The sequence below is a fragment of the Paractinoplanes lichenicola genome (assembly GCF_016785085.1).
GTDB lineage: Bacteria > Actinomycetota > Actinomycetes > Mycobacteriales > Micromonosporaceae > Actinoplanes > Actinoplanes lichenicola.
In genome coordinates this window covers 728297-753726 of the sequence record NZ_JAENHO010000001.1, presented here as the reverse complement: position 1 = coordinate 753726, position 25430 = coordinate 728297, and the positions used below count along the sequence as shown (strand labels likewise).

Here is a 25430-nt window from a genome sequence, read left to right as displayed (position 1 = left end):
CCGCTCGCGCTGGGCCTCCGGGTTACTTGGTCAGCTCGATCTCGTTGAGGTCGGCCAGGTCATCGGTGGAGAGTTCGAGGGCCGCGCCGGCGATGTTCTCGCGCAGGTGCGCCACGGACGACGTGCCCGGGATCAGCAGCATGTTCGGCGACCGGCGCAGGAGCCAGCTGAGCGCGACCGACAACGGGGTCGCACCGAGCCGGGCCGCCACGGCCGCCAGCGCGGACGTCTGGTACGGGCTGAAGCCGCCTCCCAGCGGGATGAAGGGCACGTACGCGATGCCTTGCTCGGCAAGTGTGTCGATGAGCTTGTCGTCGTCGCGGTGGGCCAGGTTGTACATGTTCTGCACGCACACGATCGGCGCGATCGACTGCGCCTCGGCGACCTGCTCGGCGGTCGCGTTGCTGACCCCGAGGTGCCGGATCAGCCCCTGTTGTTGCAGCTCGACAAGCGTCTCGTACGCCTCGGCAAGGGAACCCGGAACGACGCCCTGAGCGTTGCCCAGGCGCAGGTTGACCAGGTCGAGCACGTCGACGCCGAGTTCCTTCAGGTTCTCGTGCACCTGCCGGCGCAGCTCGTCGGGCTTGCGGGCCGGCGGCCAGCCGCCCTGCGCGTCGCGGTTCGCGCCCACCTTGGTGACGATGTGCAACGTGTCCGGGTACGGGTGCAACGCCTCGCGGATGAGCCGGTTGACGATGTGCGGCCCGTAGACACCGGCCGTGTCGATGTGCGTGATGCCCAGCTCGACCGCTTCGCGCAGCACAGCAAGCGCGCCGTCGTGGTCGGCCGGCGGCCCCATGACTCCGGGCCCGGCGAGCTGCATGGCGCCGTAGCCGAACCGGGTGACGGACAGATCGCCCAGCGTCCACAGACCGCCGGGTAGTGAAGATGAACTCATGCACCCTACTGTCGGGGAGTAACTTACTGTCGGGAAGTACGCACTTCCAAGTTCGTAGAGCACCTGAGGGTTCGAGGAGCAGGCGATGGCAACCATGACCGCGGCCCAGAAGAAGGCGCAGGCCAAGGCCGAATACGACGCCTTCCTGGCCGGATGTCCCAGTCGCCAGCTGCTTGACCGGATCTCCGACAAATGGGTCACGTTGATCCTGGCCGCGCTGGGCCTGGGCCCCCACCACGACGGGGAACCTCAGCCTATGCGCTACTCGGAGCTCTTACGGCAGCTGGCCGGCATCAGCGAGAAGATGCTCACCCAGACCCTGCGCAACCTGGAACGCGACGGCCTGGTCACCCGCACAGTCACCCCCACGGTGCCCGTGACGGTCACCTACGAGCTGACCGGCCTGGGCCTCTCCCTGCACGAGATGATGCGCGGCCTCAAAACCTGGGCGCAGGAGAACATGGATGACGTCTTCGCCCACCGAGCCGAACATGACGCCCGCGCCTCGGTTCGAGTCACTCCGTCAGGGCCGAAGCCGGCACGCCCTACCTGATGAGCTGCCCCCTCCCAAGCCGCGCGCATGCTCGCCTCCTAACTGGTCGGCCAGGGGGATCGACGTATACGTAAGGTGTCGGCATGTCGCGTTGGATCAAACCCGACCGCCTCGAGCCGCCGGTCGACCCGGTCGACGAGCGGGCCGCCCTTGACGATCGGCTCGAATTTCAGCGCACGACGTTGCTGCTCAAATGCGGTGGGCTGAAACCGGAACAACTGGCGCTGCGGTCGGTGCCACCATCGAGGCTGTCACTGCTCGGCCTGGTCCGGCACCTGTCCGCGGTCGAGGCCTGGTTCCACGCCTACGACGAACAACCGGACCACCAGTTCTTCTGGGACTACCTCCCAGGCTCCAAGAACCGTTCCGACAACGTCGACATCACCCGAGCCGCCGACGACCTCGCCAGTTACCAGGCCAGCGTCGCCCGCTCACGAGCCGCCGTAGCCGGACGCAGCCTCGACGACCGCAGCCCCGGCGAGGACTACACGCTGCGCTGGATCTACCTGCACATGATCGAGGAATACGCCCGCCACAACGGCCACGCCGACCTCCTCCGCGAACGCATCGACGGCGAAACCGGCGAGTAGCCGGCGAAGTCGTCGAGCTGAACCGGGCTCGGCGGCGGATCGATTAGGGCCATTTCGGCCGGAAACGCGAGCCGGACCCCGCCTGTCGCAGCTGACAGGCGAGGTCCAGTGGTGCGGCTCTGGTCTAGAGGACCTTGATCGAGACGACCTGCAGCTTCGGGGCGGTGGTGCTGCCGCCGTTCTGCATGTCGTAGTCCTCGGCGCCCACGACGACCGCTTCCGCGCGGAACACGTCACCCTCGACGAGATCGGCCAGCACATCGGCCGAGCCCTCGAAAACGGTGTTGGTATCCGACGCGTCCTCGTTCTTGGTGGCGCCGGCGCTCGCCCGGAACCATTCGGTTCCGGTGGCCGCGTCGAACTGGGTGACGACGCCGTAGACCACGACTTTCTCGCCGGCGTGACCGTCCGGGTTCTTGGTGATGAGGCGCCACTGGCGGATCGACAGCTTCGCGTATGTGTCCGAAGTGGCCTTGGTGACCACTGGTTTGGCGGTGGCCACTGGTTTGGCGGTGGCTGCCGGTGCCGCCGTGGCCGGCTTCTTCGACGCTGTGGTGGCGGGTTTCGTGGTCTTCGCCGTCGCCTCGACGGCCGGCGCGGCGGACTCCCCGCTCTCGGCAGTCGCGGCAGCCCCGTTCGTGCTGGTGTCACTGCCGGCGATCGCGGCGATGGCGGTGCCGCCCATGCACAGCATCAGGACGGCGCCCACGCCGCCGAGGACCCACGGCAGCTTCTTGCGCTTCTTCGGACCCTGCGGCATCGGCTGGCCGTAACCCATCGGCTGCGCGTAAGGCGGCGGCGGTGCCTGGAACGTCGGCTGCGGCTCAGCGGACACCGGCAGCCACGGCGTCGTGGGCTGCGGTGACGACTGGCCCGGAGCCTGCGGCCAGAGCGACGGCTGCTGCGGGTCGGACGAAGGCGGGTACGACAATCCAGGCTCCTCGGTCGTGGGCTGACTGGGCTGATGGTCAGCCGCACTGGGAGGATCGGCGCTCAGCTACTCAGGGTTAGTAGATAACTACGGAAAGTTCTGCTCAGGGGGCGATGCGGCGCGTCGATGGTCAGGGCACACGAACTGAGCGAACGGATCGGAGCGCGAATGTTGGAGAACGCGGTGAGGCCGCCCACAATTACTCCGCCCGGCTGGTACAGCGACCCGAACGGTCCTGCGAATCTGCGGTGGTGGGACGGCCGGGGCTGGACTCAGCACGTGCACTCGGCTGCGGCAGCGCAGCAGCCGGCGACCACCGCGCTGCCGCAGTCGACAGAGTCGAAGTCCAAGCGTTACAACCCGTACGACGCCGCGGGCGATCTGAGTAGTGGGCGGAACACGCCGGCTCGTAACGCGCTGGTCCTCGGCATCATCTCGCTCGTCGTGAACCCGTTCTGCCTGCCGGCGATCGTGGCAATCGTCTGGGGGATCGTCGGCATCAGACGCTCCGGCGCCTTCACGGCCGCGGGGCTTGGACCTGTCGGCAAGGGTCAGGCCCTCGCAGGCCTCGTTCTCGGTGCTGTCGGCCTGCTGGCGACGATCCTGGTCAAAGGATTCCTCATCTAGCGACGGACCGCGCACGGGCTCAGGCCAGTTGAGTACGGCAGCTCACGCGGGCGCCCGGGGTGAGCTCATAGGTTGACGGGCATGACTTCGGATATTCAGCTCGAGCGTCCCGTCCGGCCGTCTGACATGCGGGCTCACCGGGCCCTGCACGGGCGGCGGGGGCGGTTCGGCACCATCGTCGAGGCGATTGTTCAGGCGATCAACGCCTTTTTTGTCTGAGCCGTCAGGTGGTGGCTCGGGGCAGGTGGACGGCCATGCGCAGGCCGCCGCCCTCGACCGGGGTGGCGGTGATCGTGCCGCCGTGAGCTTGCACGATCGAGCGGGCGATGGCCAGGCCCAGGCCGCTGCCGCCGCTGTGGTCGATGCGGTCGGTGGCCAGGCGGGTGAACGGCTCGAACAGGCGGGTCACGTCCTGGGCCGGCACGAGTGGGCCGGTGTTCTCGACGATCAGGGCGGCGCCGACGGTCACGACGACCGTGCCGCCGGGGCGGTTGTATTTGATGGCGTTGTGCACGAGGTTGCGGACGAGGCGCTCCAGCAGCACACCGTCGCCTTCCACCTCGTACGGGCTGGTCTCGGTCTTGATTTTGACGTCGGCCTCGGCGGCGGCGCCCGCGTGGGCATCGGCGACGGCCAGGGTGATGCGGTCGAGCGCCTGCGGGGTCCGTACGGCTAGGCCTTGGTCGGCCTGGCTGAGCACCAGCAGGCCCTCGATGAGGCGCTCGTTGCGGGCGTTGGTCTCGAGCAACTGGCTCGCGAGCAGGGCCGACTGCTCCGGCGTGAGCGGCTCGGCCATGCCGACCTCGATCAGCGTGCGCTGCAGGGCCAGCGGGGTGCGCAACTCGTGCGAGGCGTTGGCGGCGAAGGTGCGCTGGCCCTCGTAGCCGGCCGCGATGCCGTTCATCATCGTGTCGAGGGCCCGGCCCAGCCGCTTGATCTCGTCGCGGCCCTGACCGGGACGGATCCGGTGGCCGAGGTTTTGCGGGCCGACCTGGGCGATGATCGGCAACACGCGGCGCAGGGGCACCAGCACCCACCAGATCAGCAGCGGCAACAGCAGGAGCGTGGCGGCCAGGATGACGCCCGACTCCACGAGGTTGTCGATCGGGATCTTGCGGGTGATCCGGCAGCCCATGCCGTCGATGTTGTCGTAGCAGGGGTAGTAGGACGGCAGCGGCCAGGGCAGCTCGGAAACGATGAACTGGGCGACGAAGACCCAGGTCACGGTGACTGACATGGCGACGGCCAGCCGCGCCCGCAGGCCCATCAGGACTGCCCGACGCGATATCCGGCCCGGGGCACGGTCTGCACGACCTGCGGTTCGCCGAGCTTGCGGCGCAGCGTCGAGACGGTCACCCGGACGACGTTGGTGAACGGGTCGGTGTTCTCGTCCCAGACCTGTTCGAGCAGGTCCTCGGTGGTGACGGCCTGCCCCTGGGCGCGCATCAGCGTGTGCAGGACGCCGAACTCCTTGTTGGTCAGGTCGAGCGCACGGCCGTCCCGGCTGGCCGTGCGGGTCGCCACGTCCAGCACGACCCCGTCGCGCTCGAGCACCGGGGGCAGGGCGGGGGCCGTACGGCGGGCCAGGGCCTGCACCCGGGCCACCAGCTCGGCGAAGGCGAACGGCTTGGTCAGGTAGTCGTCGGCGCCCAGCCCGAGCCCCTCGACCCGGTCGTAGACGCCGACCGCCGCGGTGAGCAGCAGCACCCGGGTGCCGAGCCCGTGGTCGGCGATCCAGCGGCACACGTCGTCGCCGGTCCCGTTCGGCATGTCCCGGTCGAGCACCGCGACGTCGTACCGGTTGACCTGGATCTTCTCGATCGCCTGGCCGCCGGTGTAGGCGATGTCGACCGCCATCGTCGCGCGCCGCAGACCCACCGCGATCGTGTCGGCCAGCAGCCGCTCGTCGTCCGCCACCAGAACTCGCACGCGGGCCATGCTGCCATGATCGGGATAAGGCGACGATAAGGTCACGGATCAGGCCACCAGAAAGGTGCCGGCCATGAAGACCACCAGCAGCAGCGTGTGCAGACCCGCCCCGACCACCAGCACCGTACGGTCGAGCGTCTGGTTCGCGCCCATCCGGGCCAGCACCAGGAAGATCGCCACCGCCTCCATCGCGTAGCGCGCGGCCGACTGCATCGAGCGGCCGGCGACCTCGGTCGACATCAGCATGACCAGGGTGATCGCGCCCTGCACGACCAGGTAGCGCTGGTCCGGCCGGAATTTGAACGGGCCCTTGACGCACATGACGAGCAGCACGATCGCGAGCAGGATCGTGCCCGCGTCGAGGAGCGCGCCGAGGGTGTCCTTGTGCAGCGGCCCGTGCCCGAAGATCTGCGTGACCGAGCTCAGCCAGGCCCCGCCCGGGAACGTGTATTTCCGGCCCCACTCGTCCTGGGCGATGCTGAACTGCAGCGGGTTGCCCAGCTCGATCAGGCAATAGACGCTGTACGCCACCACGCCCAGCGGCACCAGGCCCAGCGCCAGCACGTCCCGGCGGGGCCGCCAGCCGACCTGGCGCACGTATTCGACGGCCAGCGGGAGGACCAGCAGCAGGCCGAACAGCCGGGTGGCCGACGAGAACGCGCCCAGCGTGCCCGCCAGCCACCAGTGGCCGCGGCGCGCGGCGTACAGCGCACCCACCATCAGCAGCAGGAACAGCGACTCGTTGTAGCCGATGAACAGGAAGAACCCCATCGGGAAGACGGCGAGATACCAGGCCGCGCGCCGGGCCACCCGCGGCCCGAACTCGTGGTCGGCCAGCCGATAGAGCACGGCCAGGGCCCCGATGGCGGCGGCGTTGGCCACGAGGAGGGCGCCGATCATGCCGCCGCCGGCGAGGTTGATCAGCAGGGGATACAGCGGGAAGAACGCCGGGTAGCCGGCGGTGAGGCCGGCGTAGCCGTGCTCGGCGATCCGCACGTAGTGCTGGGCGTCCCAGTTGTTCCAGCCGAGGAACCCTGACCAGAAGTCGGGGGCGGGCCCGGCGCCCCGATAGGTGAGCCACGCGAACGCGCCGACCAGCAGGTGGACCGCGGCCGTGGCCGACCAGACCGCGAGGGCGGCCAGCGCCGCCGATCGCCAGGGACTGCGAGCCCTGATGACGAGGTCGGGTTCGACGATGAGCGTCGCGGTCATGACGACACTCCAGCCGGGCGACGGGTCACCGCGGAGTCATACGTGACGACGTACGGCGGGCGGCCCTGCACCGACGTGAAGATGCGGGCCACGTACTCGCCGAGCAGGCCCAGGCAGAGCAGCTGCAGCGCGCCGAGGAAGACCAGCGCCACGAACATCGACGTCCAGCCGGGCACCACGCTGCCCCACAGGTAGGCCCCGAGCACGGCCGCGGCCATCACGAAACAGAGGGCGATGCCCGCGCAGCCCAGCCACGTCGCCACCCGCAGCGGCGCGGCCGAGAACCCGGTGATGCTGTCCAGCGCCAGCCGGATCATCTTGGCCAGCGGATACTTCGAGCGACCGGCCGCGCGCACCTGCCGGGCGTACGGCACCTCGCCGCTGGGCAGCCCCAGCCACGGCACGAGCAGGCGATAGACCGGCAGCTGCTCCGGCAACTCGGTCAGGGCGTCCACGGTCGTACGGCTGAGCAGGCGGAAATCGCCGGCGTTGTGCGGCACGGCGGCGCCGACCACCCGCCGGATCAGCCGGTAGTAGAGCCCGGCCGTCCAGCGCTTGAACGGGCTGTCGGTGCTGCGGTCGGTCCGTACGCCGTGGACGACGTCGAGCCCCTCGCTCTCGGCCAGCCGCAGCATGTCGGCGATGACCTCGGGCGGGTCCTGCAGGTCGACATCGATGCTGACCACATACCGCCCGCGGGCCCGGTGCAGGCCGGCGGTGAGCGCGTTCTGGTGCCCGGCGTTGCGGCGCAACCGGACGACGCGTAACTGCGGCCACTCCTGACGCATCCGCGCCAGCACCGCGGGGGTGGCGTCCCGGCTGCCGTCGTCGACCGTGAGCACCTCGTACGGCACCTCGAGGCCGTCGAGCACGGGACGCAGCCGCTCGGCGAACAGCGGCAGCACGTCCTCCTCGTTGAAGACCGGCACGACTACCGACAGTTGCGGGATTCCCTCGTAAGACTTCACGAGAAAGACGATGATCAGGCGCCGATAAGGCCCGGATAAAGCCGGACGAGGTGGCACGAAACCGGGAGAGGGCGTGCACGAGCGGCCGGAGGTCGGCGATCCGCTGCTGCTGCGCGGCGTTGTCGGCGGTCAGCGAGGCGACATTGTCGATCAGGCCGGGCAGGGCGTCGGCGGCCGCGGCACGCTTGAGGTCAAACTCAAGAGTTCGCGGTGCAGGGCTCCTGGTCGTCGCTGAAGGAGCCGACGAGGCTGGTGGCCGCCGGGACGTGCTTCTGGTAGGCCTCGGGGAAGGCGGAGATCTGCACGGCCTGGGCGGCCTCGGTGACCCGCATCTTCTGCCAGCCGTCGATCCGCAGCAGCTTGTCGTAGAACTTGTTGGTCTGATAGGCCGGATCGGACAGTTGCTTCGGCGTGCCCCAGCCCTGGCTGGGCCGCTGCTGGAACAGGCCGATCGAGTCGCGGTCGCCGCCCTTGAGGTTGCGCAGGCTGGATTCCTGGATAGCGGTCGCCACCGCGATCACCTGGGCCGCGCCGGGCACCCGCCGGTCGTGGCCGACGGTGACGATCAGGCGCGCGTTGGCCACCTGCTCCTTGTTCCAGCCCTTGGGCGCCGGCGCCGCGGCCGCCGAGGCACACTCGGCGTCGGCCTTCAACATCGGACTGAGGACAAAGCCGGCCAGCACGGCCACGGCAACCACGAACAACGCACGCACGACGGCGGACGCTACCGGGAGCGGTGATTGTCGATTGATCCGAACGCCCCTCGGTGGAACGGCCCAGCACATCAGGATGGACGGCCGTGTTCCGCCCGCACGGTGAAGTGATATCGATCGCTGCGCCGCGACCCGGAAAGCATGCGTTTTCTATCGTTGCGGGTGAATGAACGGACGCCTGCGACAGGGGACGGTTTTGAGGTTCAGGATCCTCGGCGGTTTCGAGGTCGAGGACGAGGGCCGGCCCCTCGGGCTGTCACCGGGCAAGCCGAGGCTGCTGCTCGCCGTGCTGCTGAGCCGGCTCAACGAGCCGGTCCCGGTGCCCGAGCTGGTCGATGCCGTCTGGGGTGAGCAGCCGCCGGCGTCCGCCGTGGAGAACCTGCGCAACTACGTGCACCAGCTGCGCCGTACGCTCGGGCGTGCCGCCGTCGTTCGCCAGGGCGTGACCTATTGCCTGGTCGCGGAGCCGTCGACGGTGGACGCGGGCGAGTTCGAGGCCGAGATCGCCGCCGCCGACGAGGCCGCCGCGCGGGGTGAGCTCGAAAAAGCCCGAGACCTTTTCCGTACGGCGTTGGCCCGCTGGAAGGGCCGCCCGTTCGGCGCCCTGGCCGACGAGCCCGCCCTCGCCACGTACGGGCTGCGCCTCGAGGAGCTGCGGCTGTCCGCGTCGGAGCGCCGGTTCGACGTCGAGCTCGAGCTGGGCGCCGGGTCCGCCATCGTGGTCGAGCTGACCGTGCTGACCAGCGAGAACCCGTACCGGGAACGCCTGCACGGCCAGCTCATGCGGGCGCTGAGCGGTTCCGGGCGCAAGGCCGACGCGCTCAAGGTGTTCCGGGAGCTGCGCGACACGCTCGTGACCGACCTGGGCATCGAACCCGGCGCCGAGCTGACCGAGCTGCAGCAGGCGATCCTGCGCGACCAGCCCGCCGACGCCGCGGCCTGCCCGCCGGCCGAGCTGCCCCCGGCCGTGGCCTGCTTCACCGGCCGCACGACCGAGCTCAAGCGCCTCGACGAGCTGGTGTCGTCGGCCGAGCGGCCCGCCCTGCCCGTGGTGGCGGTGGTCGGTCCGCCTGGCGTCGGCAAGACCGCGCTGGTGGTGCAGTGGGCGCACGACGCCGCGCCCGGCTTCCCGGACGGCGCGCTCTTCATCGACCTGCACGGCTTCCACCGGGAGCGGCCGATGCCGGCGGCCGAGGCGGTCGGGCATCTGCTGATCTCGCTCGGCGTCGAGGCCCGGGCCGTGCCCGCCCACTACGAGGACGCGGTCAAGCTGTACCGGTCGATGGTCTCGGGCCGGCGCATCCTGATCGTGCTCGACAACGCCCGCTCGACCGAGCAGGTGCGCGACCTGCTGCCCGGCAGCCCGTCGGCGACGGCCGTGGTGACCAGCCGCAACCGGCTGACCGGCCTGGTCGCCGGGCACGGGGCCCGCCTGCTGACAGTGCCGCCGCTGCCGCCCGCCGAGGCCGTGCACCTGCTCGGCCGGTTCCTCGACGACACCCGGGTCGCCCAGGAGCCCGCCGCGGCGGCCGGCCTGGTCGAGGCGTGCGACCGGCTGCCGCTCGCGGTCTGCATCGCCGCCGCCAACCTGGCCGAGGACGGCCGGCGCGACATCGCGACCCACCTGTCCGACCTGCGGCTCGACCGGTTCGCCGCGCTCGAGGTGGACGGCGAGCGCGACCTGCGGGTGGCGGCCACCTTCGACCTGTCGTACGAGAGCCTCGACGAGGCGGAGCAACGCACCTTCCGGACCCTCGGGGTGCTGCCGTGCCACGACTTCACCCCGGAATCGGTCGCGGCCGCCACCGGCGAGCCGGTCGACGTGGCCGGGCGCCGGCTGCGCAGGCTGGCCCGGGCCCACCTCGTCGAGGCGCGCGGCGCCGGCCGGTTCGCGCCGCACGACCTGCTGCGTGAATACGCCCGCGGGTGCGCGGAGCCCGCCGAGACCGAGGCCGCCGCCACCGGCCTGTACGCGTATTACCTGCGCCGCTGCGACAGTGCCGCAAGGGCCATGTATCCGCAGATGATCCGCCTGCCCTACCCCGCGGAGCACCCGCGCGACCCCGAGCCGGCCCCCGTCGGTGAGGTCGTGGCATGGCTCAACGCCGAGCTGCACAACCTGGTCGCGGTGGCCCTGCAGCCCGGCGCCTGGCACGTGGCCGACCTGTTGCGCGGCTGGTTCTGGGGCCGCGGCTTCGGCGAGCAGTGGCAGGCGGTGGCCACCGCGGCGTCGGCCGCCGACGACCTGCCGGCCCGGACGATGGCCACGCTGAGCCTGGGCAACTACTACCAGCGCCAGCACGACGCGCCCGCCGCCCACGTCCAGTACGTGGAGACGTTGCGCCTGAGCCGGGAGGCGGGCTGGCCCGAGGCCGAGGCGGTGGCCGAGAGCGCGATCGGGTCGCTGGCCTTCATGCGGGGCGATTTCGAGAAGGCCGTCGAGCACATCGAGCGCAGCCTCGACGTCACCCGCCGCACCGGTGGGGCGCCCGCCGGGGACGCGTTCAACATGCTGGCCGGCGCCCACTTCAGCCTGGGCCGGCTCGCCGCCGCCCACGACTACCTGCGGCAGACCATCGCCCTGGCCGAGCAGGGCGGCGCCCGTACGGCGGTGGCTCTGTCCCGCGGCAACCTGGCGCTCGTGCTGAGTCAGCAGGGCGCCGCCGACGAGGCCGTGGCCGAGGCCACCGAGGCGCTGCGCCTGGCCCGCGAGCTCGACGAACCGCTGCTGGAGACCGTGGCCCGGGTGTCCCTGGCCACCGCGACGAGCGACCCGCAGCAGGCCCGGCGGCACGCCGAACAGGCGGCCGAGGTGAGCTCGGCGGCCGGCGACGTCGGCGGCGAGTGCCAGGCCCGCAACGCGCTGGCCCCGGCCTATCTGGCCCTGGGCCGCACCGACGACGCGATCACCCAGTACGAGGCGGCGGTGCGGCTGGCCGCGCAGGCCTCCGACGTCTACGTCGAGATCGACGCCACGACCGGCCTGGCCGCCGCCCACCTGTCCCGGGGCGATCTGGCCCCGGCCGCCGTGGCCGTCGACCGGGCGGTGGAGCGGGCCCGCGCGGGCGGCTATCGGGTGCTGCTGGCCCGCGCCTTCACCGTGCTGTCGGCGCTCCACCGCCGCCTGGGCCGCCCGGCCGAGGCGGAATTGGCCCGGCAGGAGGCCGATCGGCTGCGCGAGGAGACCGGCGGCCGCTGAACCGGCTGCATAGACATCGATCATTGGGGTACAGGCTGGTTCATGGTGGGTGGAACCAGTCACGACGACGCGGGAACGCGTCAGGCGACCAGCGGCGATCGGCTCACCGGCTCGGTGGTCGCGGTCGCCCTCGTCTCGGCCGTCTCGGGCCTGCTGTACGGGTACGACACCGGCATCATCTCCGGCGCCCTGCTGCAGATCGGCGAGGACTTCGACATCGATCACGTGTGGGAACAGGTGATCGCCGCCTCGATCCTCGTGGGCGCGGTCATCGGCGCCCTCACCAGCAGCCGGCTGGCCGAACGGCGGGGCCGGCACGGCACCCTGCTGCTCATCGGCGTCGTCTTCGTGATCGGGTCGCTCGCGGCCTCGCTCTCGCCCGACCCGATCACCCTGTCGCTCAGCCGCCTCGTGCTCGGCTTCGCGGTCGGCGGGGCCACGCAGACCGCCCCGGTGTATGTGGCCGAGCTGGCGCCGACGGCCTACCGCGGGCGCCTGGTGCTGTTCTTCCAGATCGCGATCGGGGTCGGCATCGTCATCGCGACGATCGTGGGCGCGGCGGAGATCATCGACTGGCGGGTGGCGATCGGCATGGCCGCCGTCCCGGCCGCGATCATGTTCGCCCTGATGCTCAAGCTGCCGGAGAGCCCGCGCTGGCTCGCCCGGGAGGGCCACCTCGACCGGGCGCGACAGGCGCTGGAGCGGGTGCGCCCGCACGGCAGCGACCTGTCCGGCGAGATGCGCGAGATCGAGGACAACGCGCAGGCCGAGAAGCGGGCCGGCACCCGCGGCTGGGCCGGGCTCAGGGCGGCCTGGGTGCGGCCGGCGCTCGTGGTCGGCTGCGGGCTGGCCGTCTTCACGCAGCTGTCCGGCATCGAGATGATCGTCTATTACACGCCGACCATCCTGACCGACAACGGCTTCTCCGACTCGACCGCGCTGCGGGTCTCCGTCGCGCTCGGCCTGACCTACCTGATCGCCCAGCTCATCGGCCTGTCGATCATCGACCGGGTCGGGCGGCGCCGGCTGACCCTGCTGACGTTGCCGTGCGCCGCGATCGCGCTCATCGTGCTCGGCTCGTTCTTCGTCACCGGCCACGACGGCAAGTCGATGATCCCGTGGATCGTCGCCACCCTGATCGCCTTCATGGCGTTCACCGCCGGCGGGATCCAGCTGATGGGCTGGCTGACCGGTTCCGAGATCTATCCGCTGGCGACCCGGGCGGCCGGCGCCGCGGCGCAGTCGGCGTCGCTGTGGGGGACCAATGTGCTCATCACCCTGACGCTGCTGAGCACCATGAAGGCCATCGGCACGGGCCAGACGTTCTGGATGTACGCGGCCTTCAACATCATCGCGTTCGTCTTCCTGTACCGGAAGATGCCCGAGCTGACCGGCCGCAGCCTGGAGGAGATCGAGAACCGGCTGGAACAGGGCAAGTTCTCGCCCCGGGAGTTTGCGGGCCGGTAGGTGGCGGGCGTCACCGCCGAGGGCGAACCACGACATCGACGGTTAGGCTCCCCTTACTTGATCTTTGGGTGAGGAGCTTCGCGGTGTCGCGCACAACCAAGCCCGGCGCCGCGGTGCTGCGCCGGGCGGTCGCCCGCAACGGGCGGCGGCTCTGGGCCGGAACCGTCCTGGCCGGTGTCTATCAGCTCTGCGCGGCCCTCGTGCCGGTACTCATCGGCGTGATCGTCGACCGGGCGGTCGACACCGGTGACGTGGGCGCGCTGCTGCTCTGGATCGGCGTGCTGGCCGCGACGTATCTGGTGCTGACGGTGACCTACCGCTTCGGCGCGCGGAACCTGCAGCGCGCGATCGCCCGCGAGGGGCACCTGCTGCGGGTCGAGGTCGCCGCGAAGATCCTGCACCCGCGGGGGCTGCGGACCGACCGGCGGCCCGGCGACCTGCTCACCGTCTCGACCACCGACGCCGAATACACCTCGTACGTGCTCGACCACATCCCGCGGGTGACCAGCGCGCTGGTGGCGGCGGCGGTCAGCGCGATCACGCTGTTGGTGATCTCGTGGCCGCTCGGGCTGATCGTGCTGATCGCCACCCCGATCGTGCTGGCCGTGCTCAACCTGACCGCCCCGCTGATCGCCCGCCGCGTCGCCGACCAGCAGGAACAGGCGGGCCGGGCCACCTCGCTGGCCACCGACCTGGTCACGGGGCTGCGGCCGCTGCGGGGCATCGGGGCGCAGGACGCGGCGGCCGAGCGCTACCGGGCGGTGAGCAGGCTCTCGCTGGCCGCCACCCTGCGGTCGTCGCGCACCCAGAACGCGTACCAGGGCGCCTCGACGATGCTGAGCACGCTGCTGGCGGGCGGTATCGCGATCGTCGCCGGCTGGTTCGCGCTGACCGGCCGGATCACGATCGGCCAGTTCATCACCGTGATCGGCTCCGCCCAGTTCCTGATCGAGCCGTTCGGCACGCTGGCCATCGTGCCCAGCTGGTACGCCACCGCGCGGGCCTCGGCCGACCGGGTCGCCGGGGTCATCGGGTCGGGGCTGGTGCTGCCGGACGGCACCGCCGAACCCGACGAGCCGGCCTGCGAGCTGCGCTTGACGGGCGTCGAGCACGGCCCGCTGAGCGGACTCGACCTGCACGTACGCCCGGGGGAGTTCGTCGGCGTCGTGGCCCACCGGGCGGCCGACGCCGACGCGCTGGTGCGGCTGCTGGCCGTCCCCGACGCGTACGAGGGAACGATTTTGCTCTCGGGGGTGCCGCTGGAGACCGTCGAGCGCGACCGGGCCCGCCGGCTGCTGCACGTCGAGCCGCACCAGGCCGACCTGTTCACCGGCACGCTGGGCAGCAATATCGACCTGCGCGCGGACGGCGGCGACCACCTCCCACGGGCGCTCCGAGCCGCCGCGGCCGACCAGCTGGCCGGGCTCGACACCCCCGTCACCGAACGCGGCACCAACCTGTCGGGCGGCCAGCGGCAACGGGTCGCGCTGGCCCGGGCCCTGCTCGCCCGGCCGCCGCTGCTGGTGCTGCACCATCCGACGAGCGCGGTCGACGCCGTCACCGAGCAGGTCATCGCCGGCGGCATCCGCGCGCTGCGGCACGACGACCAGGCCCGGTTCGGCACCGTCGTCATCACCAGCAGCCCGGCCCTGCTCGCCGCGGCCGACCGGGTCGTCGTGATCGCCGACGGCGCCGTCACCGCCGAGGGCAGCCACGCCGGCCTCAGCGCGACCGACGAGGCCTACCGGCGGGCGGTGCTGCGATGACCGGCCAGATCCTGCCGATCGCCGACGGCCGCCGGACCCGGGCCTGGCTGGGCGCCGAGCTGTGGCAGCGCAAGGGCAGCAGCGCGGTCACCCTGGCCGCCGGCCTGCTCGCGGCGGGGGCGTCGATCATTCCCGCGTACGCCCTGGGTCTGCTGGTCGACCGCATCCGGGCCGGCAGCGAACCGGGCGCGATCCTCGGCGTCGCCGTGACCATCGTGGCCGCCGCCGTCGCCGGTGGGGTCGCGACCGGGGTGGCCGGCCACCTGATCAGCCGGCTCGGTTCCCGGATCCTGGCCGACCTGCGCGAACAGACCGTCGCCACCGCGCTCCGGCTGCCCGCGCTGGTGCTCGACCGGGCCGGCCGCGGCGACCTGCTCTCGCGGGTCAGCGCCGACATCGCCGCGATCGGCCGGGCCGTGTCCGAGTTCCTGCCCGGCATGATCTCGGCCCTGCTGCTCACCACGCTGAGCCTGATCGCGATGGCCGGGCTCGACTGGCGTCTGGGCCTGGCCGGGGCGCTGTCGGTGCCGCTCTACGTGATCGGGCTGCGCTGGTATCTGCCGCGCGCCGCCCCGTCCTACGCCGCCGAGCGGGTCGCCATCGCCGACCGCTCCCAGCTGTTCGTCGAGGGCATGCAGGGCCTGGCCACCGTGCACGCCTACCGCCTCGAGGACCGGCACCGGGCCGACATCGAGACCGCTTCCGCCCGCGCCCGGGACATCTCGATGAGCGTGTTCGGCCTCTACACCCGCTTCGTGGGGCGGATCAACCGGGCCGAGCTCATCGGGCTGGGCGCCGTGCTCGTGACCGGCTTCCTTCTCGTACGGTCGGGGCAGGTCACCGTGGGTGAGGTGTCCGCGGCCGCCCTGCTGTTCCACCGGCTCTTCAACCCGATGGCGATGCTGATGGCCACCTTCGACCGGGCCCAGGACGCCGGCGCAAGCCTGGCCCGCCTGGTCGGGGTGCTCGGCATGCCGGTCGAGCAGCGCGACGGGGCCGAGCCGCCGCCGGGCCGAGAACTTGCGCTCGACGACGTCAGCTTCGCGTACGGCGACGGCCCGCCCGTGCTGGACGGGGTCTCGCTGCGCGTGGCCCCCGGGGAGCGGGTCGCGCTGGTCGGCTCGACCGGAGCGGGCAAGACCACCGCCGCCTCGCTGGCCGCCGGCATCCTGCGGCCCGATCGCGGCCGGGCCACCGTGGGCGGGGTCGCGGTGACCGACCTGCCCGCGAGCACCGTCGCCATCGTCAGCCAGGAGACCCACGTCTTCGCCGGCCCGCTCGCCGACGACCTGCGCCTGGCCCGTCCCGCCGCGACGGACGACGAGGTGACCGCGGCCCTGGCCCGGGTCGGCGCGCTGACCTGGGCGCGGGACCTGCCCGCGGGCCTCGGCACGGTGGTCGGCGACGGCGGGCATGCCCTGACCGCGGCCCAGGCCCAGCAACTGGCCCTGGCCCGGGTGGTGCTGCTGGACCCGCCGGTCGTGGTCCTCGACGAGGCCACGGCCGAGGCGGGCAGCGCGGGCGCCCGCGACCTGGAACAGGCGGCCGCCGCGGCCCTGGAGGGGCGCACCGCGCTGGTGGTCGCTCACCGCCTCACCCAGGCCGCCGCGGCCGACCGGGTCATCGTCATGGAGCACGGCACGATCGTCGAATCCGGCCCCCACGCCGACCTGGTCGCCGCGGGCGGCCGTTACGCCGATCTCTGGGCGGCCTGGTCCGCCCGAAGCTGAGACGATGACGGTCATGCTGGCCGAACCGATCGTGCGGAGTGTGACGGGAGGCTGCTCGGCGCGCCGCGGAGCGTGGGTTCGCCTACTCGTGCGAGCCGGCGGCCGGGGCGCTGCTCGCGGTGCTGGCGGCGGCGGTTCCGGCCGGTGGGCGCATTCTCGAGCTGGGAACCGGGTCGGGTGTCGGACGGCCTGGCTCGCGTACGGGGCCGCCGCCGGATCCCGCGTGGTGATCGACACTGTGGAGCGGGACGAGGAGCTGGCCGCCCTCGCGGCGCAGGCCGACTGGCCGTCACCGGTGCGGGTGCACAGCGGTGACGCCGAGGGTTTGCTGGCCACGCTCGGCTCGTACGAGCTGATCTTCGCCGATGCCGAGGGTGGCAAATGGACCGGGCTCGACCGCACCATCGCGGCGCTGCGGCCGGGCGGAACCCTGGTGGTCGACGACATGGACCCGGCCCGCTACACCGAGGCCGCCCACCTCGCGGCGGTCGCGGAGGTCCGCCGCAGGCTCCTGACCGATCCGCGCCTGATCGCGGCCGAACTTCCCGCCGCGACCGGCCTCATCCTGGTGACCCGGCGCGCGTTCGCCTGACCGCCGCCGTCCACGTCGCCTGCACCAGGAGCACGGCTGCGGTCGCGATTACGAACGCGAACGCGATGCCCAGGGGGCCGAGCAGCACGGCCACCAGGAAGCAGAACAACGCGAAGCCGATCAGGCCCCGCATGGTTCCGCCGAGCGTGGCGATCACCGCGGGGGAGCCCTGCTGGGCCAGCACGAAGGCGGCGACCACGCTGGTGGCGATCGGGAACGGGGCCAGGATGCCGGTCACCACCGGGCCGGCGGTCGCGGCGATTCCGGTGACCGTCAGGACAAGGACGGCGGTTGCCGCCGCGCGGGCCGGCAGGTCCCACCACGGCGGCGTCACCGGGGGCGAATCACCCTGGTCCCGGTCGAGGGCCGCCAGCAGGCGGGTGCCGGCCCACACGGAGGCCAGCACCAGCAGCAGGGCCCAGCCGGCGGGCAGCGTCACCGTCACCTGGGCCAGCAGGATGTCGGCCAGCACCGTCGCCGTCCAGGACACGGTCAGGGCGGACGGCCAGCGTGCGCGGCGGCTCGCGTACGCGAAAACCACTGCGAAGACCGCCAGCGAGACCAGGCCGAGCAGCGCGGACGACGCCGCTCGGGCGCCGAAACGGGTGCCCTGTTCCAGGCACGTGATCAGCAGGATCGGGCCGGCCACGATGGGTAGTGCGACGAGTGTGCCGGTGACGTGGCTGCCCCAGCGGCGACCGGCCAGCGACGACCCGGCGACCAGCAGCGGCGCGAGCGTGAGTTTGAGGAGCAGCAACGTCACTGCTCCGACCGTACCGGCCTCGCCCCCCAGGGCTTCTAGCGGTTGGTCATGGCCTCGGTGGCCGGGGCGTAACGGCCGCCCTGGATCTCGACCCGGGCCGTGGCGGCGTCGATCTCCGCCAGGTCGTCGCTGGTCAGCGTGACGTCGGCGGCGCCGAGATTTTCCCGCAGGCGTTCGGGGCGGCGGGTGCCCGGGATCGGGACGATCCACGGCTTGCGGGCGAGCAGCCAGGCCAGGGCGATCTGGGCGGTCGTCGCGTTCTTGCCGGCGGCGATGGTGCCGAGCAGCTCGACCAGTTCCTGATTAACCTTGCGGGCGTCGGCCTCGAAGCGCGGGATCGTGCCGCGGATGTCGCCCGGCGTGAACGCGGTGTCGGCGGTGATGGTGCCGGTGAGGAAGCCCTTGCCGAGCGGGCTGTACGGCACCAGGCCGATGGTGAGCTCCTCGCAGAGCGGGATGATCTCGGCCTCGGGGCGCTTCCACCACAGCGAATACTCATTCTGCAGGGCGGTGACCGGCTGCACGGCGTGGGCGCGGCGCACGGTGGCCGCGGCCGCCTCGGACATGCCGAAATGCTTGACCTTGCCCGCCTCGATCAGCTCCTTGACGGCGCCCGCCACGTCCTCGATCGGCACGTCGGGGTTGACCCGGTGCTGATAGAACAGGTCGATGCGGTCGGTGCGCAGCCGCTTGAGGGAGGCGTCGGCGACCTGCTTGATGTGCTCGGGGCGGCTCGACAGGCCGGTCTGCTTGCCGTCGGCGTCGAAGGCGAACCCGAACTTCGTGGCGAGGACGACCTCATCCCGTACGGGGGAGAGGGCCTCGCCGACCAGCTCCTCGTTGACGAAAGGCCCATAGACCTCGGCGGTGTCGAAGAACGTGACCCCGAGCTCGACGGCGTCGCGGAGCAGGGCGATGTTGGCCGCCCGATCGGGACCGGGGCCGTAGCTCTGGCTCATGCCCATCGCGCCGAAGCCGATGGCGGACACTTCGAGGTCGTTGCCGAGGATGCGCTTCTGCATGCGGCAACCGTAGACCCGTCGCCACCGGGCCCGGGAGGTTCTGTCATTACCTGGTTCGGCCCACAGGCGTAGCATCCATTTATGGCTATCTATGTCAAGGTCGCGCTGGCGTCGGTACTGGCGGCGGTGTCGATCGCAGTCCCGGCCGCGCCGACGGTGACGGCCATCTCCACGACCGTGCTGACGACCAACGGGCGTACGGCCCTGACGTACACGGGTTACATGAACGGCGAGTCCTTCCAGCAGGACGGCATCGTCACGGTCAACGGCTGGCAGTATGCGGCGTTCTGGGATCAGGACGGCTACGTCAACCTCTCGCGGCGGCAGCTGCCCTCCGGCGCGTGGGCCAACCTGCGCCTGACCGACTACCGCACCACCTCCACCGACTCGCACAACACGATCAGCATCGGCATCGCCCCGGCCGACGGCACCATCCACCTGGCCTTCGACACGCACTCGTCGGTGTTCCGCTATCGCAAGTCGGTCGCCGGGCTCGCCACCACGCCGGGCGCGCACGCCTGGACGGCCGACCGCTTCGGCGCCGTGCAGAGCAGCCTGACCAGCACGAGCATGGCCGTCGTGACGTACCCGCAGTTCTTCGCGCACCCCGACGGCACGCTGCAACTAGCCATCCGTACGGGGGTCAGTGGCACCGGTGACGAGGTGCTCTACGAATATCGGGCCGGCGCGTGGACGTATCTCGGCGAGTTCATCGACGGCACGACCTACAACAACAACGCCTACCTGTTCGGCATCGAATACGACAACTTCGACCCGAGCGGGCCGCTGCTGCACGTGACCTGGACCGTCCGGGAGACCTCGGACGCCGCGACGAATCACGACCTCTTCTATGCGTACAGCAAGGACAAGGGCCGCACGTGGCGCAACAGTGCCGGCACCGTGGTCGCGACGACCGGAAGCAACCCGCTGGCGTCGGCCGCGGCGAACCTGAAAGTGTGGGGGATCGGCCAGAACCGCGGTTTGATCAACCAGGAGTCGCAGGTGGTCGACGCGGCGGGGATCGTGCACGTGCTCGCCTCCCACCTGCCCGCGGCCGCTCCGAGCAACCCCGACTTCACCAGCGCGCGGGAGACCGCCGTGCTGGTCCACTATTGGCGCGACAAGGAGAGCAAGGTCTGGCACCAGACCTACACGCCGTTCCTCGAACGCTCCGCGCGCGGCGACATAGCCGTCGACGCCAACGACAACCTGTACGTCGCGAGCGGTGATTCGAGCACGCGCAAGCTGCACATCGAAACCGCGTCGCGCGCCTCCGGCTGGACCGACTGGACGATTCGCTACACGTCGGGCCCGGTCTGTTACTCCGATCCGCTGATCGACCATCAACGGCTCCGGTCGCTCGGGGTCCTGAGCATCTTCGCCCCCCGTTACGGCGGCAGTCAGATCGACGTGCAGGACTGGCGAACGCAGTCCTCCTGAAACCATTTATTCAGACCTATCGGCTCACCTTTGGTATCGGTACGCTGACTCGCCGGAACGCCGTGCGACCTGACGAGGTAATCCGTGCCGACACATCGCGAGGAACTGGCCGGCCTGTACGCCGAGCCGGACGGCTCCCGCCGGGCCCGCCTGACCCTGGTGTTCGCCGTGGCCGGCAGCCTCGTGCTGCTCGCGACGACCGCCCTGGTCGTGTTTCTCGTGAACCGGCCCGCCGAGCCCGCCCCGCCGGCGGTCGCCCTGCCGACGCCGTGGAACCCGCCCCTGTTGCCGGAGGCTGAGGAGTCGTCGGCGCCACCACCCTCGGCCTTGCCCTCGCCTGAGGAGCCGCCCGTGCCGACGGTGGGGACGGCCGACACGACGCCGCCCAAGGCCAAACCCAGCCCGAAGCCGGTCACGCCGGCCTTGAGCGTCAGCCAGGCCCCGGTTCCCGCCGTGGTCGACCTTTCGGCGCTGGGCGCCCGCGACTGGGTCCACTGGGGACTGACCAGCCCCGAGGCGGTCAACCGGCGCGGCGGCGGCACCGGCGAGATCAAGGAGCTGAGCGTCAAGGGCGTCCGCAGCCGCTACGACAACAACCCGCAGAGCTTCCGCTGGACCGGCGGCGCGCCGACCACCACGACCGGGCCGTCACCCACCGGCCTGTACGTCTGTCAGGCCGACGGAAGCTTCGCCTTCTCGGTGGCCGCGTCGCCCACCACCCGCACCCTGCGCCTCTATGCCGGGGTGTGGATGGCCCGGGGACAATTGACGGCGACCCTCGCCGGGCGGACCGTGCGGGCGAGCCTGGAGAATCAGCAGACGAACGGCACCGCGGTATTCGTTCTCACGTTCAAGGCCCCGGCCGGGCAATTGCTCCGGGTCACCTGGGCCAACGTTCTCCCGTTCCATCCGTCGTGCGGCAACGTCGATATTCAGGCGGCCACACTCAGCTAGTTCGCCGGCGCGATTCTCGAGAACCGATCGGCCAGGCGAGCGAAGGCGTTGGTCAGCTCGGCCGGGCCGACCACCTCGATGTCGGCGTCGAAGCGGGCGATGGTGGCGGCCAGCGCGGGCCACGACCAGGAGCCGACGGTGAGCCTGCAGCGGCCGGGCCCGGCCTCCTCCACGATGCCCTCCCGGGTGTAGAGGGCCACGGTGGCGGCCGGCAGGTCGAGCAGCACCGTGCCCTGGCAGGGCCAGCTCCCGTCCTCGGAGCCGCGAAACTTCCCGATCACGTACGCCGTGACGTCGCCACCGGGCAGCTCGCGCGGGGTGAAGCGGGGGCCGTTGGGGGTCCGTACGGTGATCCGGTCGGCCCGGAAAGTGCGCCAGTCGGCCCGGTCGAGGTCCCACGCGACCAGATACCAGCGCCCGTCCCACGTGATCACGTGGTGCGGCTCGACCCGGCGGGGCGGCCGGCTCAGGTCTTCCGGGCCGTAGTCGAAACGCAGCACCTCGCGGGCGTGCACGGCGGCGGTCAGGGCCAGCAGCACGTCGCCGTCGACCGGGGCCGCCGGGCGGGTGGCGGGCCGTTCGACCGCGGTGACCCGTACGGCCTCGATGCGGTTGCGCAGCCGGGCCGGCAGCACCTGGCGGATCGTGTTCAGCGCCCGCGCGGCCGACTCGGCCAGCCCGTTGCCCGGGGTGGTCGCGGCGACCTGCAGGGCGACGGCGAGCGCGACGGCCTGCTCGTCGTCGAACAGCAGCGGCGGCAGCTCGGTGCCCGCGGTGAGCCGGTAACCCCCGTCGGGCCCCTTGATCGCGGCGATCGGATAGCCGAGCTCGCGCAGCCGGTCGACGTCGCGGCGCACGGTGCGCAGGCTGATGTCGAGCCGGTCGGCCAGCAGCGTGCCCGGCCAGTCCCGGCGCGCCTGCAGCAGCGAGAGCAGGGCCAGGAGCCGCGCGGAAGTCTTCGGCATACCCGCGATTCTGCCCGAGGTAGGTGCCACACCCTGACACCTACCGCTGCCAATCTTGCTCACATGTTCAACGTTCTGGACGACCTCAACTGGCTCGGCATCCTGCTCGCCTTCATCGCCTTCGTGCTGCTCGGCGGCGTCTGGTTCGCGGCGCTCTTTCCCAAGCCCTACAACCGGTCCCTTGGCCGCGAAGCCGATGCCAAGCCGCTCGGCACGCCGCTCTTCTACGCCGGCCCGCCGCTGACGGCCCTGATCATCACCATCACGAGCGCGATCCTCATGGCGGCACTGCGCATCGACACGTACGGGGATGCCCTGCTGTTCGGTCTGATCGTCGGCCTCGGCTACCTCACCGCCAACACGGTGAACATCGCCATCAACCCCAACTTCCCCCGCCCGCTGGCCTACGCGGCCATCTCCGGCCCCTACAACCTGCTCGGCAGCCTCATCGTCAGCGTCGTGCTGGTGGCGGTCTGATCTTTCGCCCCTGCTGCAGTCAGCCGCGGCCCTTTGACGTAATGATTGCGTCATTCTATCATTGGACAGTGCTTTTTCCGACGCCGCGCTTGACCGCATCCGACCAGACCGTGCTCGCTGCCATTGATGAGATGCGAGAACGCCTACGTCACCAGGTCCAGGATCGACCTGGCAAGTGGACGTCGGGGCTGCGCAAGTTCTTGACGGCTGATGCCGTTGCCGCGTCGAACTCGATCGAGGGGTTCAGGGTCAGCACCCAGGACGTTCAGGACCTGATGGACGGCGAGCGGGACGTCGACGTGTCCGACGAGAACCGCGAGGAAACGCTCGCCTACCAGCGCATGATGACCTATGTGCAGTCCCTGCACGACGTAGCCGATTTCGAGTACGGCAAGGGATTGCTGAACGCCCTGCACTGGATGTTGCAAGGACACCGCCACACGCGGAACAAGCCGGCGGGGCAGTGGCGTGCCGGGCCGGTCTACGTCACCGACCCCCGCGATCCGCGGGTCGCGGCCTACACCGCTCCCGACGCCGGGGACGTGCCGGATCTGATGGCCGAGCTGGTCGACTGGCTCAACGCCGACAGTGACATCCATCCGCTGATCCGCGCGGCCATGGCCCACCTGCACCTGGTGTCGATCCACCCGTGGGCCGACGGTAACGGCCGGATGTCGCGGTCGCTGCAGACGTTGATGATTGCTCGCGAGGGCACCCTGGCCCCGGAGTTCTCGTCCATCGAGGCGTGGCTGGGCCGGCCCGGCAACACGTGGGAGTACTACCAGGAGCTTCAGCGCCGAGGTGCCACCTATCGGCCCGAGCAGGACGTCTCGGGCTGGATCCGGTTCAATCTGGTCGCCTATCACCAGCAGGCGCAGACTGTGCAGAAGCGGCTGGACCAGTCCCGCGCAGTCTGGGATCTGCTCGCCTCGTTCGTCGGCCCGGCCGGTCTGGACGAACGAGTGATCTCGGCGCTGCACGACGTCGCTGTCGCCGGTCGGGTCCGCCGTTCACGGTACGAGCAGGCGGAGGGGCTGACTTTGCAGCAGGCCCAGCGCGACCTGCGTGACCTGGTGACCGCCGGCTTGCTGGCTCCTGTCGGGCGGACGCGGGCGCGTTACTACACCGAAGGGGCGCGGTTCCCGGAGGCGGCGCTGGAGCTGGCCCGTACGCCGTTCACTCTTGCTCCGCCGTACGGGGAATGAGGTCAGGTGGTGAGGATGCGTGTGGTGATGCGGTGGGTGCCGTCGGCGGCGGTGCCGAGGATCAGGGCGGTCGCGGCGAGCACGATGCCCGCCAGCACGGCGTCCTGCACGATGCCCGTGACGACCACGGGGAGGGCGCCCGCCCAGCCGGCGTAGCTGGCGATGCGGGTCAGGGTGGCGGAGAGGCGCAGGCCGGGCAGGTCGGCGACGTCGTCGTGGATCGCGGCGCGGGCGCGGGCGGTGGCGGCGAGCAGGCAGAGCGAGGCGACGGCGAGCACGGCGTACGCCAGCGCGATAAGCACCGCGTGACCGTCCGAGATGGCCAGGACCGAGATCGCGATGGCCCAGACGAGGAGTACGGTGACGACGGAGATGGCCAGCAGCCGGCCGTACGTGCGACGCAGGATCGGGCCGCCGCCGGGGTTGAGGGGGCGTCGTGCCGGGTCAGTCATCGTTGTGCACCGCCGCTCGGTTGACGCCCGAGCGTAGCGCGGGGGCGCGAACGGTGTCGCGCCCCCGCGCCACGTCAGGGGAGCGGGGCGACCGCCCGGAATTCCGAGTCGTGCCAGAGCAGCGGCTTGCGATCCGGGTCGGCGGTCATCGATTCCACCCGGAGCAGCGCGATGAGGTGGTCGCCGCCGGGGAGCTCGGATTCCTGGCTGCACTCGAAGCGGGCCGCGGCGCCGTCGAGCAGCAGCGCGCCCCGGGCCGTCTCGTCGAACTTCGCGTCGGCGAAACGGTCGCGGCTGCGGCTGGCCAGTTGGCGGCCGAGCCAGGCGTGCTCCTCGGTGAGCACGCTGACCCCGATCGTGTCGGCGCCGCGCAGCGCGGGCCACGTGCGGGAGGCCGCGTCGATGCAGAGGGCGATCAGTGGCGGGTCGAGCGACACCGACACGAACGCGCTGACCGCGAGCCCGACCGGCGCGCCGTCGATCTGGGCGGCCACGGCCATCACGCCGCGGGGATAGAGGGTGAACGCCCTCCTCAGCTCAGTCACGGGGGCCCGCCACCCACTGGCCGTTGGCGGTGATGGCCACCTCGACGTTGCCGCGCACCGCGTTCGAGTACGGGCAGACCCGGTCGGCCTCGGTGGCCAGCTTGACCGCCTCGGCCGGGTCGGTCACGCCGGGGATCGTCACGGCCAGGGTGGCGCCGATCCGGAAGCTGCCGTCGTCGACCGACGAGAGCGAGACCGACGACTCGACGCTGGTCTCGCCCAAATCGACGCGGGCCCGGCGGGCCACGGTGGCCAGGGCGCCCTCGAAACAGGCGGCGTAGGCCACGGCGAACAGCTGCTCGGGGTTGGTGCCGGGGCCGCCGGTGGCCGGGCGGGACAGGCCGACGTCGAGCTTGCCGTCGTCCGTACGGCCGTGGCCGTTGCGCCCGCCCGCGACGTGGGCTTTAGCGGTGTAGATGTGCGACACGGGAA

Annotated in this window: 26 protein-coding genes; 13 read left to right on the top strand and 13 right to left on the bottom strand. The window is 71.2% G+C overall.

Annotation, left to right across the window (positions count from 1 at the left end):
* Positions 1-22: 22 nt before the first annotated feature.
* Positions 23-898: an aldo/keto reductase family oxidoreductase gene (locus tag JKJ07_RS03330; RefSeq protein WP_202989697.1), complete on the bottom strand. Its 876-nt coding sequence runs from the start codon at positions 896-898 to the stop codon at positions 23-25.
* Between the two features lie 85 nt (positions 899-983).
* On the opposite strand from JKJ07_RS03330, the gene JKJ07_RS03325 reads away from it, so the two are divergent.
* Together JKJ07_RS03325 and JKJ07_RS03320 are read left to right on the top strand one after the other, a co-directional pair.
* Entirely contained in the window at positions 984-1451 is a 468-nt protein-coding gene (locus JKJ07_RS03325) for a winged helix-turn-helix transcriptional regulator (protein ID WP_202989696.1), read from the top strand.
* 83 nt (positions 1452-1534) lie between these two features.
* Positions 1535-2041: a DinB family protein gene (locus tag JKJ07_RS03320; RefSeq protein WP_202989695.1), complete on the top strand. Its 507-nt coding sequence runs from the start codon at positions 1535-1537 to the stop codon at positions 2039-2041.
* 124 nt (positions 2042-2165) lie between these two features.
* On the opposite strand, the gene JKJ07_RS03315 is transcribed toward JKJ07_RS03320, so the two are convergent.
* Positions 2166-2972 (bottom strand): hypothetical protein, encoded by an 807-nt coding sequence (locus JKJ07_RS03315; protein WP_202989694.1) that lies wholly within the window; start codon positions 2970-2972, stop codon positions 2166-2168.
* Between the two features lie 126 nt (positions 2973-3098).
* On the opposite strand from JKJ07_RS03315, the gene JKJ07_RS03310 reads away from it, so the two are divergent.
* Together JKJ07_RS03310 and JKJ07_RS03305 are read left to right on the top strand one after the other, a co-directional pair.
* Complete coding sequence (locus JKJ07_RS03310) at positions 3099-3599, top strand: DUF2510 domain-containing protein (protein WP_307834103.1); 501 nt, start codon at positions 3099-3101, stop codon at positions 3597-3599.
* 81 nt (positions 3600-3680) lie between these two features.
* Positions 3681-3818, top strand: a complete 138-nt coding sequence (locus JKJ07_RS03305) for a hypothetical protein (RefSeq protein ID WP_202989692.1) — start codon at positions 3681-3683, stop codon at positions 3816-3818.
* 4 nt (positions 3819-3822) lie between these two features.
* Here JKJ07_RS03305 and JKJ07_RS03300 read toward each other — a convergent pair whose 3' ends face one another.
* From JKJ07_RS03300 to JKJ07_RS03280, 5 genes are all read right to left on the bottom strand, one after another.
* Positions 3823-4866 carry a sensor histidine kinase gene (locus JKJ07_RS03300; protein WP_202989691.1) on the bottom strand — a complete coding sequence of 348 codons (1044 nt, stop codon included), beginning with the start codon at positions 4864-4866 and terminating at the stop codon, positions 3823-3825.
* A complete protein-coding gene (locus tag JKJ07_RS03295; RefSeq protein ID WP_202989690.1) occupies positions 4866-5528 on the bottom strand; it encodes a response regulator transcription factor in 663 nt (220 codons plus the stop codon). The genes JKJ07_RS03300 and JKJ07_RS03295 overlap by 1 nt, the downstream gene beginning before the upstream one ends.
* Before the next feature lie 48 nt (positions 5529-5576).
* Positions 5577-6740, bottom strand: coding sequence for a mannosyltransferase family protein (locus tag JKJ07_RS03290; protein WP_202989689.1), 1164 nt, complete (start codon positions 6738-6740; stop codon positions 5577-5579).
* A complete protein-coding gene (locus JKJ07_RS03285) occupies positions 6737-7708 on the bottom strand; it encodes a glycosyltransferase family 2 protein (protein ID WP_307834102.1) in 972 nt (323 codons plus the stop codon). Before JKJ07_RS03285 ends, JKJ07_RS03290 begins: the two co-directional genes overlap by 4 nt.
* A 197-nt stretch (positions 7709-7905) precedes the next feature.
* Positions 7906-8421: a peptidase M23 gene (locus JKJ07_RS03280; protein WP_202989688.1), complete on the bottom strand. Its 516-nt coding sequence runs from the start codon at positions 8419-8421 to the stop codon at positions 7906-7908.
* A gap of 196 nt (positions 8422-8617) precedes the next feature.
* On the opposite strand from JKJ07_RS03280, the gene JKJ07_RS03275 reads away from it, so the two are divergent.
* The 5 genes from JKJ07_RS03275 to JKJ07_RS52185 all read left to right on the top strand — a co-directional run bounded on the left by JKJ07_RS03275 (position 8618) and on the right by JKJ07_RS52185 (position 17175).
* Positions 8618-11620, top strand: coding sequence for an AfsR/SARP family transcriptional regulator (locus JKJ07_RS03275; RefSeq protein ID WP_202989687.1), 3003 nt, complete (start codon positions 8618-8620; stop codon positions 11618-11620).
* Positions 11621-11662: 42 nt separating this feature from the next.
* A complete protein-coding gene (locus tag JKJ07_RS03270) occupies positions 11663-13087 on the top strand; it encodes a sugar porter family MFS transporter (RefSeq protein ID WP_202989686.1) in 1425 nt (474 codons plus the stop codon).
* Between the two features lie 83 nt (positions 13088-13170).
* Positions 13171-14853, top strand: a complete 1683-nt coding sequence (locus JKJ07_RS03265) for an ABC transporter ATP-binding protein (protein WP_202989685.1) — start codon at positions 13171-13173, stop codon at positions 14851-14853.
* Positions 14850-16583, top strand: coding sequence for an ABC transporter ATP-binding protein (locus JKJ07_RS03260; RefSeq protein ID WP_202989684.1), 1734 nt, complete (start codon positions 14850-14852; stop codon positions 16581-16583). The genes JKJ07_RS03265 and JKJ07_RS03260 overlap by 4 nt, the downstream gene beginning before the upstream one ends.
* Positions 16584-16806: 223 nt before the next feature.
* Entirely contained in the window at positions 16807-17175 is a 369-nt protein-coding gene (locus tag JKJ07_RS52185) for an O-methyltransferase (RefSeq protein WP_369076992.1), read from the top strand.
* Here the strand turns inward: JKJ07_RS52185 and JKJ07_RS03250 are convergent.
* Positions 17144-17938: a hypothetical protein gene (locus JKJ07_RS03250; RefSeq protein WP_202989682.1), complete on the bottom strand. Its 795-nt coding sequence runs from the start codon at positions 17936-17938 to the stop codon at positions 17144-17146. The genes JKJ07_RS52185 and JKJ07_RS03250 overlap by 32 nt on opposite strands.
* 35 nt (positions 17939-17973) lie before the next feature.
* Positions 17974-18960, bottom strand: a complete 987-nt coding sequence (locus JKJ07_RS03245; protein ID WP_202989681.1) for an aldo/keto reductase — start codon at positions 18958-18960, stop codon at positions 17974-17976.
* A gap of 81 nt (positions 18961-19041) precedes the next feature.
* Between JKJ07_RS03245 and JKJ07_RS03240 the strand changes: the two genes are divergently transcribed.
* Together JKJ07_RS03240 and JKJ07_RS03235 are read left to right on the top strand one after the other, a co-directional pair.
* Entirely contained in the window at positions 19042-20400 is a 1359-nt protein-coding gene (locus tag JKJ07_RS03240; RefSeq protein ID WP_202989680.1) for a BNR repeat-containing protein, read from the top strand.
* A gap of 84 nt (positions 20401-20484) precedes the next feature.
* The gene (locus tag JKJ07_RS03235; protein ID WP_202989679.1) at positions 20485-21354 is read left to right on the top strand and encodes a hypothetical protein; all 870 of its coding nucleotides are present in this window, start codon (positions 20485-20487) and stop codon (positions 21352-21354) included.
* Here JKJ07_RS03235 and JKJ07_RS03230 read toward each other — a convergent pair.
* Positions 21351-22319 (bottom strand): helix-turn-helix transcriptional regulator, encoded by a 969-nt coding sequence (locus tag JKJ07_RS03230; RefSeq protein WP_202989677.1) that lies wholly within the window; start codon positions 22317-22319, stop codon positions 21351-21353. The two genes, JKJ07_RS03235 and JKJ07_RS03230, sit on opposite strands and share 4 nt — an antisense overlap.
* Positions 22320-22382: 63 nt before the next feature.
* Here JKJ07_RS03230 and JKJ07_RS03225 point away from each other — a divergent pair, with 63 nt between their 5' ends.
* A complete protein-coding gene (locus JKJ07_RS03225) occupies positions 22383-22796 on the top strand; it encodes a DUF1761 domain-containing protein (RefSeq protein WP_202989675.1) in 414 nt (137 codons plus the stop codon).
* A 68-nt stretch (positions 22797-22864) separates the two neighbouring features.
* Complete coding sequence (locus JKJ07_RS03220; RefSeq protein ID WP_307834101.1) at positions 22865-24001, top strand: Fic family protein; 1137 nt, start codon at positions 22865-22867, stop codon at positions 23999-24001.
* A 2-nt stretch (positions 24002-24003) separates the two neighbouring features.
* On the opposite strand, the gene JKJ07_RS03215 is transcribed toward JKJ07_RS03220, so the two are convergent.
* The 3 genes from JKJ07_RS03215 to JKJ07_RS03205 all read right to left on the bottom strand — a co-directional run bounded on the left by JKJ07_RS03215 (position 24004) and on the right by JKJ07_RS03205 (position 25425).
* A complete protein-coding gene (locus JKJ07_RS03215; RefSeq protein ID WP_202989673.1) occupies positions 24004-24453 on the bottom strand; it encodes a hypothetical protein in 450 nt (149 codons plus the stop codon).
* A 74-nt stretch (positions 24454-24527) separates the two neighbouring features.
* Entirely contained in the window at positions 24528-24998 is a 471-nt protein-coding gene (locus JKJ07_RS03210; protein ID WP_307834100.1) for a flavin reductase family protein, read from the bottom strand.
* Positions 24991-25425 (bottom strand): Ohr family peroxiredoxin, encoded by a 435-nt coding sequence (locus JKJ07_RS03205; protein ID WP_202989671.1) that lies wholly within the window; start codon positions 25423-25425, stop codon positions 24991-24993. The genes JKJ07_RS03210 and JKJ07_RS03205 overlap by 8 nt, the downstream gene beginning before the upstream one ends.
* Positions 25426-25430: the final 5 nt, after the last annotated feature.